General features: G+C 40.1%; 10 protein-coding genes. 8 read left to right on the top strand and 2 right to left on the bottom strand.

Annotation, left to right across the window (positions count from 1 at the left end; translation table 11 throughout):
* Nucleotides 1-220: 220 nt before the first annotated feature.
* Entirely contained in the window at nt 221-4444 is a 4224-nt protein-coding gene (locus ACO6HM_RS10760; protein WP_485391047.1) for an acyl-CoA dehydratase activase-related protein, read from the bottom strand.
* A 384-nt stretch (nt 4445-4828) separates the two neighbouring features.
* Between ACO6HM_RS10760 and ACO6HM_RS10755 the strand changes: the two genes are divergently transcribed.
* From ACO6HM_RS10755 to ACO6HM_RS10720, 8 genes are all read left to right on the top strand, one after another.
* A complete protein-coding gene (locus ACO6HM_RS10755; RefSeq protein ID WP_485391046.1) occupies nt 4829-5701 on the top strand; it encodes a hypothetical protein in 873 nt (290 codons plus the stop codon).
* A gap of 36 nt (nt 5702-5737) precedes the next feature.
* On the top strand, nt 5738-7126 hold the full coding sequence (locus ACO6HM_RS10750; protein ID WP_485391045.1) for a hypothetical protein: 1389 nt from the start codon (nt 5738-5740) through the stop codon (nt 7124-7126).
* An 11-nt stretch (nt 7127-7137) separates the two neighbouring features.
* Entirely contained in the window at nt 7138-7428 is a 291-nt protein-coding gene (locus tag ACO6HM_RS10745) for a hypothetical protein (RefSeq protein ID WP_485391044.1), read from the top strand.
* Between the two features lie 5 nt (nt 7429-7433).
* Nucleotides 7434-8486 carry a hypothetical protein gene (locus ACO6HM_RS10740; RefSeq protein WP_485391043.1) on the top strand — a complete coding sequence of 351 codons (1053 nt, stop codon included), beginning with the start codon at nt 7434-7436 and terminating at the stop codon, nt 8484-8486.
* A gap of 11 nt (nt 8487-8497) precedes the next feature.
* Entirely contained in the window at nt 8498-8932 is a 435-nt protein-coding gene (locus ACO6HM_RS10735) for a GerW family sporulation protein (RefSeq protein ID WP_485391042.1), read from the top strand.
* Between the two features lie 30 nt (nt 8933-8962).
* Nucleotides 8963-10441, top strand: coding sequence for a nicotinate phosphoribosyltransferase (locus ACO6HM_RS10730; protein WP_485391041.1), 1479 nt, complete (start codon nt 8963-8965; stop codon nt 10439-10441).
* 8 nt (nt 10442-10449) lie between these two features.
* Nucleotides 10450-11181, top strand: a complete 732-nt coding sequence (locus ACO6HM_RS10725) for a lysophospholipid acyltransferase family protein (protein ID WP_485391040.1) — start codon at nt 10450-10452, stop codon at nt 11179-11181.
* 95 nt (nt 11182-11276) lie between these two features.
* Nucleotides 11277-11882, top strand: a complete 606-nt coding sequence (locus ACO6HM_RS10720) for an ECF transporter S component (protein WP_485391039.1) — start codon at nt 11277-11279, stop codon at nt 11880-11882.
* A gap of 104 nt (nt 11883-11986) precedes the next feature.
* On the opposite strand, the gene ACO6HM_RS10715 is transcribed toward ACO6HM_RS10720, so the two are convergent.
* The coding region (locus tag ACO6HM_RS10715) for a TaqI-like C-terminal specificity domain-containing protein (protein WP_485391038.1) at nt 11987-13409 on the bottom strand (1423 nt) is incomplete at its 5' end.

Genomic DNA, 13409 nt, shown 5'->3' with positions numbered 1-13409 from the left:
TGTAACTCACCCCGACAAGAAGTATTATAAACAAAATCCAAATTAAAAACAACGGTAAAGTACACAAAGATTTGAAAGAAAAGTGTACAAAATAACCAAAATTCTAAGAGAAGTGGATGCCATAGCGAGCCTGAAATTTATTATTCCAAGCATAACTAAGTCTTTAAACCTAAAATTAAAAAAGATAGCCCCCGAAGGGACTATCCCAATATATTCTATCCTAACTTCTAAGAAGTTCGTTCTCAGCGGTTGCAAGCATAAGCTTAATACGGTTAAGCTGATTAACCTCACTTGCACCCGGATCATAGTCAACAGCTACGATATTGGTGCCCGGATACTTGAGCCTTAACTGCTTGATTACACCCTTTCCTACTACGTGGTTAGGGAGACAGCCAAAAGGCTGGGTACAGATGATGTTGGTCGCACCTGACTTGATAAGCTCAATCATTTCTCCGGTTAGGAACCAACCTTCACCGGTCTGATTGCCAAGAGACACGATTGGCTCAGCATACTCAGCAAGCTCAGTTATATAACTCTGTTCTACAAAGTGCTTACTCTTTCTAAGAGCCTTTCTCGCAGGCTTTCTAAAGAACTCGATAAGGTCAATTGCCCTATTGCTTATAAAGGCATTTTTCTTGCTCTTACCTAAGGTTTCAGCCTTAAAATTAGTATTGTATGCACTGTAGAGGAGGAAATCTATAAGGTCAGGAACTACTGCCTCAGCGCCTTCATTTTCAAGGAGCTCTACAACACCGTTATTAGCACTTGGAAGGAATTTAACAAGGATTTCTCCTACTATGCCTACCTTTGTCTTGGTTAGTCCTTCTACACGAGGGAGAGTATCAAAGTCCGCTACAATCTGCTTGCAGTTTCTGTTAAAGGTAATCATCGAAGCCTTTTTAAGACTTTCTATACACTTTTTCTCCCACTTCCTGTGAAGCTCATCAGCAGAGCCTTTTACAAGCTCATAAGGCCTTGTTGCATACAACACCCTCATGAAAAGGTCGCCATACACAAGAGCCTGAAGACAGCGAAGCAGGATAGGAGGGGTAGCACTAAAGCCCGGGTTCTTCTCAAGTCCCTGAACGGAAAGGGAAATAACAGGGATATGTGCAAGTCCTTCCTTCTTAAGTGCCCTACGGATGAAGCCTATGTAGTTGGATGCACGGCAGCCTCCTCCGGTCTGGCTGATGAAGATTGCAAGTTTGTTTACATCGTATTTGCCTGACTTTATTGCACTCATAATCTGACCTACGACTATGAGAGAAGGGTAGCAGGCGTCATTGTTTACATATTTAAGTCCTGTATCGATTACAGAATGCTCATCTGCAAGCAGTTCGATATGGTAGCCACCCCACTCGATAGCAGTTTTAAGCATCTCGAAGTGGATAGGTGACATCTGCGGACAAAGTATGGTATAATCCTTCATTTCCTTTTCAAATACAGCCCTGTCAGTAGCAGAGGAGATATCAAAGTTCTGCATAGGATTAGCTTCCCTGTCTTTTACTGCAGAAAGCAGAGAACGGATTCTAATCCTAGCTGCACCGAGGTTATTTACTTCATCTATCTTAAGTACGGTGTATATCTTCCCAGCACGCTCAAGTATATCACTTACCTGATCTGTAGTTACAGCATCCAGACCACATCCAAAGGAGTTTAGCTGAATCAAATCAAGTGCAGGATTGGTCTTTACATAGCAGGCAGCCTTATAAAGTCTTGAATGGTACATCCACTGATCCATTACCACAAGAGGACGCTCAACCTGTCCGAGATGTGCCACCGAATCCTCGGTAAGAACAGCAACACCAAAGGAAGTAATGAGCTCAGGAATACCATGGTTAATCTCAGGATCCACATGATAAGGTCTTCCGGCAAGCACTATTCCCTTCATTCCTGTTTCTTTAAGGTGGGCAATTACTTCCTCTCCCTTTGCCTCTAAGTCCTTCTTAGACTGGAGAAGTTCGTTCCAAGCCTCTTTTGCCGCAGCCTTTACCTCAGCCTTTGGGATTCTTCCCTCAAATATCTTCACAAGCCTGTCAGTAAGTATTTTTTCAGACTCAAGTGAGAGGAATGGATTCTCGAAGGTAATGGAAGGGTCATTAAGCTCTTCCATGTTGTTCTTAATATTCTCACCATAAGAGGTAACAATAGGGCAATTGTAGTGGTTATTCGAGTCAGGTGTCTCATTGCGCTCGTATATTACACAAGGGTAGAATATATGCTTCACGCCCTTTTTGAGAAGCCACATAACGTGGCCATGTGCAATCTTAGCAGGATAGCACTCTGACTCACTTGGAATTGACTCAATACCAAGCTCGTATATACTTCTGCTTGAACGGGGAGAGAGCACAACTCTAAACCCAAGCTTGGTAAAGAAAGTAAACCAAAGAGGGTAGTTTTCATACATATTGAGCACTCTTGGAATACCAATAGTGCCTCTTGTGGCTTCTTTCTCAGTGAGTGCCTTGTAACCGAAGGTTCTCTGCATCTTATACTCAAAAAGATTAGGTATATTGTCCTTATTCTTTTCAAGCCCCAGACCTCTTTCACATCTGTTACCTGATATGTAGTTTCGTCCGCCTGTAAATGTATTGACAGTGAGCATACAGTGGTTATTACACTTTTGGCATCTCTCCATATTTGTCTCATAGCTAAGATTCTTTATCTGCTCGTAGGATAGAGTGGTGGTCTCATCGCCCTGCCTGTAGTGCTTTCTTGCTATAAGGGCAGCACCGAAAGCACCCATTATACCTGCAATGTCAGGCCTTATAGCCTTGGTACCTGATACCTTTTCAAAGCTTCTAAGCACGGCATCATTGTAGAAGGTTCCGCCCTGAACTACTATATTTTCACCCAAATCCTTGGGGTCTGTGAGCTTAATAACCTTCAGAAGGGCGTTTTTAATAACTGAATAAGCAAGACCTGAGGAAATGTCTGCTACACTCGCACCCTCTTTTTGTGCCTGTTTAACCTTGGAGTTCATAAACACAGTACAACGGGAGCCAAGGTCAATAGGGTTCTCGGCTAAAAGTGCAACCTTAGCAAAGTCTGCAACCTCATAGTTAAGGGACTTAGCGAAGGTTTCTATAAATGAACCACAACCCGATGAACAGGCTTCGTTAAGCTGAATACCGTCAACTGTGCCGTCTTTTATCTTGATACACTTCATATCCTGACCACCGATATCGAGGATACAGTCTACCTTTGGATTGAAGAAGGAAGCGGCAGTATAGTGGGCAACAGTCTCAACCTCACCCTCATCAAGAAGAAAGGCAGCCTTAAGTAAAGCCTCTCCATAGCCGGTAGAACAGCTTCTTGCTATCTTACAGTCCTTAGGCATGAGTTCATGTATTTCATTAAATGCCTTAATGGAGGTCTTTAGTGGACTTCCGTTATTACTGCTGTAGAATGAATAGAGAAGGGTTCCATCTTCAGCTACAACAGCTACCTTGGTAGTGGTAGAGCCTGCATCTATACCAAGGAAGCATTTTCCGTGGTAGTCAGCGAGATTTCCTTTCTTTACCTCAGCCTTCTTATGTTCAGCCTTAAAGGCTTCGTATTCTTCCTCGCTGTTAAAGAGAGGCTCAAGCCTTGCTACCTCAAAATCCATACTAACCTTGTTGTGAAGAGTATTGTGAAGCTGGGAAAGAGTCGTAGCCTTCTCGTACTTAGAACTCATTGCAGAGCCCATGGCGGCAAATAGATGTGAACCCTCAGGAGCAACTATGTTCTCTGGTCCTAACTCAAGAGTTCTTACAAAGGCAGCCTGTAGCTCAGTAAGGAAGTGTAAAGGTCCGCCAAGGAAGGCTACATTTCCTCTGATAGGCTTACCACAGGCAAGACCGCTTATGGTCTGATTTACAACAGCCTGAAAGATAGAAGCTGCAAGGTCGGGCTTGGTAGCTCCATCATTGATAAGAGGCTGTATATCCGACTTTGCAAATACTCCACAACGGGCAGCTATCGGATAGATGGACTGATAGCTCTTAGCATATTCATTAAGTCCTGCGGCATCAGTCTTTAAGAGGCTTGCCATCTGGTCGATGAAGGAGCCTGTACCACCAGCGCAGATTCCGTTCATTCTCTGCTCGATTCCACCTGTAAAGTAGATGATTTTGGCATCCTCACCGCCTAACTCTATTGCTACATCTGTCTGAGGGGCAAAGGTCTTAAGGGCCGTTGCCACCGCAATAACCTCTTGAACAAATGGGATGTCAAGATGTTTTGAGAGGGTAAGACCGCCTGAGCCTGTTATCATTGCATACACGTTAGCATTGCCACAGGTCTTGATTGCATCGTGCAAAAGAGAAGCGAGAGTCTCCTGAATATTGGCATAATGCCTTTGATAGTCTGAAAAGAGTACTTTCAGATTATCGTCTATAAGAGCAACCTTAACTGTAGTAGAGCCTATGTCTATACCTAGGCGATACTTTGTTTCTGACATAAAATATTCTCCATTCTAAACGAAGACAAGGCATATACAAGCCTTAACTTCGTTGAAATATATTTGACGCAATTAGTTTGAATCCACGATATTATACCACAACGAAAAAAAAAGGACAGTAGAAAAATTTTACAAAAATGTGCTTAATTAGATACATTTTCCCCTAAATATTCACGAAATAGGGAAGAACATAGAATTAACACAAAACTGTATTATTCTATCTTTCGTACATATTTAGTAATTTGTTGACAAGGGTTTTAATAGAATTTATAATAGTATGGTATATCCTATAAGGATATAAGTGTCAAAGATATATAATATGGGATAGACTTGAGTGCTGCTTAGCTTATTATTCTTTGGCATACAAAAAAATAGGAGAATATGATGAATAATTTTCTGGATAAAATGGAAAGAAAGTTTGGCAGATTCGCAATTAAGAATCTCATGCTATACATAATAGGAGTATACATAGTAGGTGCTCTGATATCGGTGGTCAATCCTCTATTTTATATTTCCTATCTTTCATTAAATATTGAAAAGATTATGCAGGGGCAGGTATGGAGGCTTATTACCTTTATACTGGAGCCAATGTCAAGCGTGAGTGGTGGAACTTCACTTGTCTTTTTTTGTATTACACTTTATTTTTATTGGATACTGGGTACGAACCTCGAATATGCCTGGGGTACTTTTAGATTCAATGTTTACTATCTTTCGGGAATTATTTTTAATATAATTGCTGCTATTATCACATACGCAGTGACAGGAGACGGACTATCAGGAATGTACTTCGGACTAAATTACATCAACGAATCCCTTCTTCTTGCGTATTGTGCGATGTATCCTGATTATCAGGTGCTCCTTATGTTTGTTCTTCCTATCAAGATGAAGTACCTCGGTATCTTCTACGGTGCCTTTGTAGTGCTTCAGATAGTGCAGAACGCTGCTGCAGGCAATTTTATGTTTGCGATTGCAATAGTTGTTGCTATGCTTAACTTTATATGGTTTTACTTTTCAACCAAGAATTACAGGCAGAAGATTAATAACAAGATGCGGAGGATGAAGTTCGAATCAAGGAATAAGGCCGGCGAGAGAAGCTTCCGCACAGAAACGGGAATTGCAAGACATAAATGTGCCATTTGCGGTAGGACGGAGCTTGACGATCCAAACCTGGAATTCAGATTCTGTTCAAAATGTGATGGAAACTATGAATACTGCAACGAGCATTTATTTACACATCAGCATATAAAAAAGCAATAGAATTTTCTTTAATAAAATATAAGTGAGGACATTATAATGAGTAAGAAAACAAGCGCTATGTTGGATATTAAGAAGGGAAGGAATCTTGAAAGAAGCCTGACTGCATTTGCAGGCGAGCTTTCCGCAGTTTATGGGAAGGCAGCAATTCTTAATCTCTCAATGAACTATGCAAACTATTTTGTAAATACAAAGGAAAAGGAAACTGATAGGAGCTTTGATGGAGCAAAGAAGAAAATAAATGCTCTCATTAAGTCTGTTATAGTTGAAGGTAAATTTTCTAAGGAGAGCATCGAGGAAGTTGAGAAAATAAGGGAAGAGGTTAAAGAAGGGGTAGATGCAGTAACCGCCTTCTTAAGTGCTTTTGAGAATTTTAACTATGTGCTTTCAAGAAAGCTCCCAAACAAAGAATATGACGGAAAAGAATTTGACACAGATGATGAAGCAAGAAAAATCCTTGCTTTTATCTTTGAGGATGATGACAATATTGCTATCAATTCTAAGATTCAAAGAGTGATATCTGAGCTGCCTGTCAGATATACTAAGGGTAAGTTCTTTGATATCATCGAGAACTCTGTAGACCGCTACACCGGAGGTCAGAAGAAGGCTCTAAAGGCGTTTGCCTATATGGTTAGGCAGGCAGGTATGATTTACGACCTTGACAAGATGCAGAAGCTCTATCCTGATATTGCGGATGAGTTTGAGTATTATAAGAATTATGAATTTGACAAGGCTACAGAAAAGAAGCTTCTCTCTGAGAGTGCTAAGTTAAATGCAGTTATAGCAAGGTGTTCAGACCTTACAGACGACGGTATCTTGGTTATGGAGGTTGTAAATGACCTCTATGCGGTACTGCTTAACTGGAATAATATCGATATGTCAGAAGCAGGGCTTGAAATTGAAATGATAAAGTTTACAAATGAAAGCTTTGCAAATGAAGATATGAGCCTTGATGAATTTGATGTGAAGATGGCAGAGATTTTCTCACAGCTTGAGGGTAAGCTTGAAAGTATATATGATGAGCTTCACAGCTTTGAAGGTACACTTTTTGATGTACTAAACAGATTTGCAAAGGAGGCTTCAGAGTTTAGCTTAGCTGAAAAGTATGATGACCTGCACAAGTGCAGTATCTTAAAGCAGGGCAGCCTTTTTGCAGATCTTACTGACCTCGAAGAGGTTGGAATTGTTGAGATTGCTGACTTGGAGGCACTTAAAGAGAAGCTAAAGGCAGAGTTTGAAAGAATCTTTGAAGAAGTTGACAGAAGCGTAAGGCGTGGGATAATAGCACAGGTAATAGGAAGTGTGCCTGTTTACTTTGGGAATAGAACCGAGGTTATGGATTATATAAGATCATCGCTCGCTTCTTGTAACAGCAGGGAAGAACTCGTGGGAACTATAAACGCAATTACTGAAATTATGTGTGAATAAATGGTGATATAATGATAATAATAGGCGAAACTTTCATTGTGGAAGGACTGATGAAGTCTGACTTGATAAGGGAACAGGTTATAGGTTCCCTTAGGAAGGGGAAGTTTTCGCCTATTGGTGCATTCGGAGTCTTTGAACCACAGAATCCTCACAATCTATATGAGATTATTTCTCTTAATGAGTTCAGGAAGAGTCCCTACCAAAAGGGCTGTTATAAGCTTATTGGACTAACAGGCTCAAAGAAAGAAGCAATTATGCTTGTCGCAAGGCTTTGGCTTAAGAAAGAAAAGCGAAAGAGGTGAGTATAATGGGGATTATCGGTATTTTGCTTGCCATACTAAAAGTTATAGGCCTTGTTTTACTAGGCTTACTGGGACTCCTTCTCCTAATAGCTATACTGTTTTTGTTCGTTCCATTTGTATACAAAATAAGAGTAAAATACGTGGGTAAGCAGTTTGAAGCAGACGGAGAAGTTAGTTTCTTATTTAGATTGTTAAGGGCAAGAGCCATTTATAAAGATGAGCTAAGCTATGAGGCAAAGGCAGCCATTTTTACTCTTATATCAAGTAAAAAAGCTACAGAAACTAATGCAAGAGAGGGTGGAACATCTACTGGGATAACAGAGCCTGAAGCAGATGAGTTAGATACAGGAACAAAGCTAGAGGCAGAAACACGGACACCTAAGGTTACAACAGTAGAACGGGGTACAGAAAAAGGGGAAGGTGGTAAGAAGGAAGAGAGCAAATCAGAATCAGGAAAACAAGAAGATGTTACACAGGTGGACCGTAAACAAGCGGTGTGTGAACAAGTAAATGAAGAAAATAAGGCGAGTAAAAACCTAAAAAGCAAAAAAAATAAAAAAGAAAAAAATAAAAAAACAAAAAAGAAAAAATTAGGTATCTTTGCTAAAATAGAGGAAATAAAAGAAAAGATTGTGGCTAAGTGGACCGCATTTACTGAAACATTTCTTAATCTTAACAATAAAAAGGACGCTGTTTTAAGGTTTATAAATGCAGAGGGCACAGCAGAAGGAGTATTTTATCTTTTAACCCAGTCCAAAATTCTGGTTAAAATGATACTGCCTAAGAAAATAAAAGGCTGGCTCAGATTTGGCACAGGAGATGTATATACTGAAGGTCAGTATCTTACTTATCTTTGCTTTTTATATCCGCTGTACGCCGGTAAGTTTGAGATTATTCCTGAATGGGAGGAAGAAGTGATAGAGGTGGATGCTTCATTTGTAGGAAGAATAAGAATGTTTGCTATGCTTTTAATAGGTTTAAAGCTTTTATTTAGCAAGAAGGTTAAGGCGTTATTAAGGAATTTCAACAGATGCAAAAAGAGTTTTGCTAAGGGTTAAAGGAGGAAGTGATGGCCAGTAATAATTTTGATGAAACAATGGCTGCATTGTTTAAGGGAATGGATGGTTTTATAACCAGCAAGACAGTGGTAGGAGATGCAATTAAATTTGAAGATGGAACGACCATTCTCCCGCTTGTGGATGTGTCTTTTGGTGCAGGAGCGGGAGCCTTTGCCAGTGAGTCGAAGAAAAAGGATAACGGGGTAGGAGCTATGTCAGGCAAGATTACACCCAGCTCAGTCTTAGTCATCAAAAATGGAAATGTAAGGCTTGTTAATATCAAGAACCAGGATACAATAACCAAACTTTTAGACATGATACCTGACCTTTCTGAGAAATTTTCAAAAATGATGAATAAGAATAAAGATGACAAAACTTCTGAGAGCAGTGCAGAAGAAAAGATGCCTGAAACTGAAGAAGATATAGCTAAGATGTTGAACAAATAAACAATAATAACAGAGGTGAAAGAGGTTAAAATGGTTGGTAATCTTACGTTACTTACAGACTTTTATGAACTTACTATGATGCAGGGATATTTTAAGAATAAGAAAGACCCTGTGGTGGTTTTTGATATGTTTTACAGGCAAAATCCTTCGGACAACGGCTTTGCTATAGCTGCAGGCCTTGAACAGGTTATCGATGTTATCAAAAACCTTAACTTCAACTATGAAGATGTGGAATATCTCCGCTCACTTGGTATGTTTGATGAGGATTTTCTTGATTATCTTTCAGGATTTCATTTTACGGGAGATATATATGCAGTACCTGAAGGAACTGTAGTATTCCCTATGGAGCCCCTTGTTAAGGTGGTTGCACCTATCATGCAGGCTCAGCTTGTAGAGACAGTCATACTTAACCTTATCAATCATCAGAGTCTTATAGCTACCAAGGCTGCAAGAGTGTGCTACGCTGCTGAGGGAGACTTTGTTATGGAGTTTGGCTTAAGACGTGCCCAGGGCCCTGATGCAGGCACCCTTGGAGCAAGGGCGGCTGTTATAGGAGGTTGTGCAGGCACAAGTAATGTAATCTGCGCCAAGAAGTTTGGAGTTCCTGTCCTTGGAACCCATGCACACAGCTGGATAATGAGCTTCCCTGATGAATACACTGCATTTAAGGAATATGCCATGCTTTATCCGGGCAATGCAATCCTTTTAGCTGATACCTATGATACTCTGCGCTCTGGAGTGCCTAATGCAATTAAGGTATTTAGCGAAATGAAGGAAGCAGGAATAAAGTTTGGAAAATACGGTATCAGGCTTGACAGTGGAGACCTTGCATATATATCAAAGAAAGCAAGAAAAATGCTTGATGAGGCAGGATTTAGTGATGCAAGCATAGTGGCATCATCTGACCTTGATGAGAACCTTATATCTTCACTTAAGCTGCAAAAGGCAAGCATAGACTCTTGGGGAGTAGGCACTAAACTTATCACAAGTGCGGACTGTCCTGCGTTTGGAGGAGTATACAAACTCGCTGCGATCCAGAAAGAAGACGGATCCTTTGAGCCAAAGATTAAGCTGTCAGAGAATACCTGGAAGATAACCAATCCCGGCGACAAGACCATATTTAGAATATATGACCTTGAAGGCAAGATTAAGGGAGACCTTATCGCATTTTCAGATGAGAAAATATCAGAAGATGAAGAATATATGATGTTTGACCCTATAGAAACTTGGAAAAAGACCCGTTTGATGCCGGGTGAATTCAAGGTAAGAGAGCTTCTTAAGCCGGTGTTTATCAAGGGACAGTGCGTATATACCTCTCCGAGTGTAATGGAGATTAGAGACTATTGTGAGAAGGAATTAAACACACTTTGGGATGAAACCAGACGTCTTGTCAATCCACACGAGGTACACGTAGATTTGACACAGAGACTATGGGATGCAAAGAAAAAGCTTTTAGATAATTACAACAATGCTCTTCAGACCAATAAACAGGTGGCGGAGCTTAAATAGGAGACAGGATGAGGACTATAATAGTAGTTTTGTACTTAGTTATATTTGGTGTGTTTAGCTTATTTGCCCTGCCGTTTCTTTGGCTTGTAGGCAAATTCAATGAGAAATTAAAGCAAAAGATAAGCCAAAGCATAGTAAAATCGGCCTTTGGAAAGATACTATTCATCTCGGGAATTAAGAAGAATGTCATAGGACTTGAGAGGATACCAAAAGATGAGTCGGTTCTCTTTATCTTTAATCACAGAGGTTTCTTTGATATAATCCTCGCCTACTATACAGTACCTGTGCTTGCTAGCTTTGTTTCAAAGAAGGAAATAGCCAAGGTACCCGGACTTAGAGTATGGATGAGAAATATCAAATGTGTGTTCTTAGACAGAGAGAATCCAAGAGAGGGTATAAAGGCAATACTTAAAGGTATTGAGAATATCCAAAGGGGTACCTCGATGTTTATTTCCCCGGAGGGAACAAGAAACAGCGGGGAGGGACTTCTTCCGTTTAAACCGGGCAGCCTTAAGATGGCTGAAAAGGCGGGATGCCCTATAGTTCCTGTTGCCATAACCAATTCTGACAAGGTATTCGAGGACCATCTGCCTTGGATAAAGAGTAATCGGATGACTATAGAATACGGAGAACCAATTTATATTCACGAGCTCTCTAAGGAATCAAGAGCGGAACTTCTTGAGTTATCAAGAGAAGAGGTCCTTAAGCTCTATGAGAAAAACACACAACTGGCACTATAAAAAAGTTAAAAACTGGATATTTATTACATGCCAAAAATCCTTTATCATATAACCACTAAAGAGACTTATGCTTTAGGGAAGAAAGGAGTTTTGATATGAATAATGTAGGCAAAGAAATGGTTAAAACAGGTACGGATAACAGGGTAAAGAAGCTTGCCTTGGCTGCACTTTTTGCGGCCTTATCCTATATAGGTTTTCAGGTATTTAGATTTGATATACCTGTAGGTACAGAGAAGACTGCATTTCACCTTGGTAATACCTTTGTGGCACTTGGCGCACTCTTCATAGGAGGAGCCATGGGTGGCTCAGCAGGAGCTGTAGGACTTACCATAGCGGATCTTACGAGCGGTTACGCTACAAGTGCACCAAAGACCTTTATACTTAAGCTTCTTATCGGTCTTATCGTAGGGCTTGTAGCACATAAGGGGTTTAAGATTAATGAAATAGTCGAGAAGAAGAAGCTCGTACTTGCTACAGTTTGTTCAGCATCCTGCGGTTTGCTTTTCAACATAGTAGCAGATCCTCTTGTAGGATATTTCTACAAACAGTATGTGCTTGGGCTTCCACAGGAAATATCAGAAGCATTTGCCAAGATTTCAGCTCTTACAACCTCTGTAAATGCTGTAGCTTCGGTTGTATTTGCAACTGTTCTGTATCTTGCGCTTAGACCTGTCCTTAAAAAGGAAGGATTTTTACACTAAAAATTGGCATTTGCCAAATGAATGTATGCCCCCAATCTCATCATTTAATAAAAGAGCTGTGTGCTTTCGCACACAGCTCTTGGTATAGGAGGATTTGTAGGCATCTATGGTAAAAATAGGTTATCTTTATCCATACTTTTAAGTATTATACTGTATTCCCTTTCATCTAAGTCATAAAGTTTTGCTACCCTATGGTCTAATTCGTTATAAAGCTTAATAGTCCTAAAGGCATCAGCCTTGACACCAAGTCCCAGTATCTTGTCAACAACTTCAATTATCTTTTCCTGCTCGGAAACTCCCACCACAGGTATAGGAATCCTCTCAATATGTGACCTAAGAACCTTCACCGAGTCAAACATCTTCCTAAAGTAAAACTGAGCTATCCTCGAGTTTAATATTCCCATCACGTACTTGATAAAAAGCCCCGGAATCTGAGGTATGAGCACATTACAGCTATTTAGAGTAAGAGTGTTTTTATTGTCATAAGCCATAACTATCTGGTTGCAGATGAATCTATATATCAGTTTTTCCTTAACTCTGTAATTCTCAGTTGGAGCAACCTGTTGATAAAGTTCCGGCTTAAACTCTATATATCTGCCGGAGTTTTTTGACTTGAACTTAAATACATTGCTGCCACTAAGTATCTGCTCGTTTTTATCTGTCTTCTCATCAGTTATAAATCTCTTGTTATCTCCGGTAATTATACCGAGTGCAAAGGTGGACTGCCCGGCTAGTGTTGTATGTAAGGTAGTATCTTCTATCTTTTTTATTATAAGATATTCCTCATCAGTTGTATTGAAAGTGCAGTAGTCTGCATTAAATCCCCTCTCGATATCGATTGTATACTCTCTCTTTTCTTCCTTAACCCTCATACCCAAGGATGAAAATGGAAAACCAGTGTACTTCATCTGCAATATCACGCTAGGACAGTGCACATTATCAAAGGTTTTACTAAGGAATTCAATATAGTCAAAGGAGCATTTTTCTAAGATTAATTTTCTTATCGGTGTATGTGATCTCACATTCAATATAGCGTGAGGCAGGATGAATGAAAGGGTTCCGCCTGTTTTTAGGTTCTTAAGCGCCTGTTCAATAAATATATCGTAGGATTCAATGGATAAAGTAGTTGCACATTCAAATTTATCACGAAGCTTAAGCTTTTCTTCGTGCGAATAATGATAGCCCCAAGGTGGATTGCCGAGGATGTAGTCAAACTTCTTGTTTATTGGAAAATAGAGATAATCCGCCTCAGTAATATGGTCATAAATAAGCTTGCTATCGCTTACCTTATATCTTAGGGCATAGTTTATTCGCGCAAGCTTCACGCTCAGGCTGTCAATGTCATTGGCATAAACATTTTTATAGTCAAAGCAGTCAGGAAGATGTAAAATGAAGTTTCCTGTGCCACAGCAAGGATCCATTATCTTCTTGCTTTCCATCTTATCCGTGAGAATCAGGTTGTCACAGAGCCTTTTTGCTACCTTTGAAGGAGTATAATAGCAGCCCTGAAACTTCCTGTCTCTTGAA

This window comes from Catonella sp. (genome assembly GCF_057250765.1).
Note: the sequence above shows the minus strand (reverse complement) of the source record. Positions and strands in the feature narration are given on the sequence as shown.

Bases quoted from the DNA above. Each gene is read 5' to 3' on its own strand.
- ACO6HM_RS10745 (WP_485391044.1), top strand. From the start codon at position 7,138: ATGATAATAATAGGCGAAACTTTCATTGTGGAAGGACTGATGAAGTCT.
- ACO6HM_RS10760 (WP_485391047.1), bottom strand. From the start codon at position 4,444: ATGTCAGAAACAAAGTATCGCCTAGGTATAGACATAGGCTCTACTACA.
- ACO6HM_RS10735 (WP_485391042.1), top strand. From the start codon at position 8,498: ATGGCCAGTAATAATTTTGATGAAACAATGGCTGCATTGTTTAAGGGA.
- ACO6HM_RS10750 (WP_485391045.1), top strand. From the start codon at position 5,738: ATGAGTAAGAAAACAAGCGCTATGTTGGATATTAAGAAGGGAAGGAAT.
- ACO6HM_RS10730 (WP_485391041.1), top strand. From the start codon at position 8,963: ATGGTTGGTAATCTTACGTTACTTACAGACTTTTATGAACTTACTATG.
- ACO6HM_RS10720 (WP_485391039.1), top strand. From the start codon at position 11,277: ATGAATAATGTAGGCAAAGAAATGGTTAAAACAGGTACGGATAACAGG.
- ACO6HM_RS10755 (WP_485391046.1), top strand. From the start codon at position 4,829: ATGAATAATTTTCTGGATAAAATGGAAAGAAAGTTTGGCAGATTCGCA.
- ACO6HM_RS10725 (WP_485391040.1), top strand. From the start codon at position 10,450: ATGAGGACTATAATAGTAGTTTTGTACTTAGTTATATTTGGTGTGTTT.
- ACO6HM_RS10740 (WP_485391043.1), top strand. From the start codon at position 7,434: ATGGGGATTATCGGTATTTTGCTTGCCATACTAAAAGTTATAGGCCTT.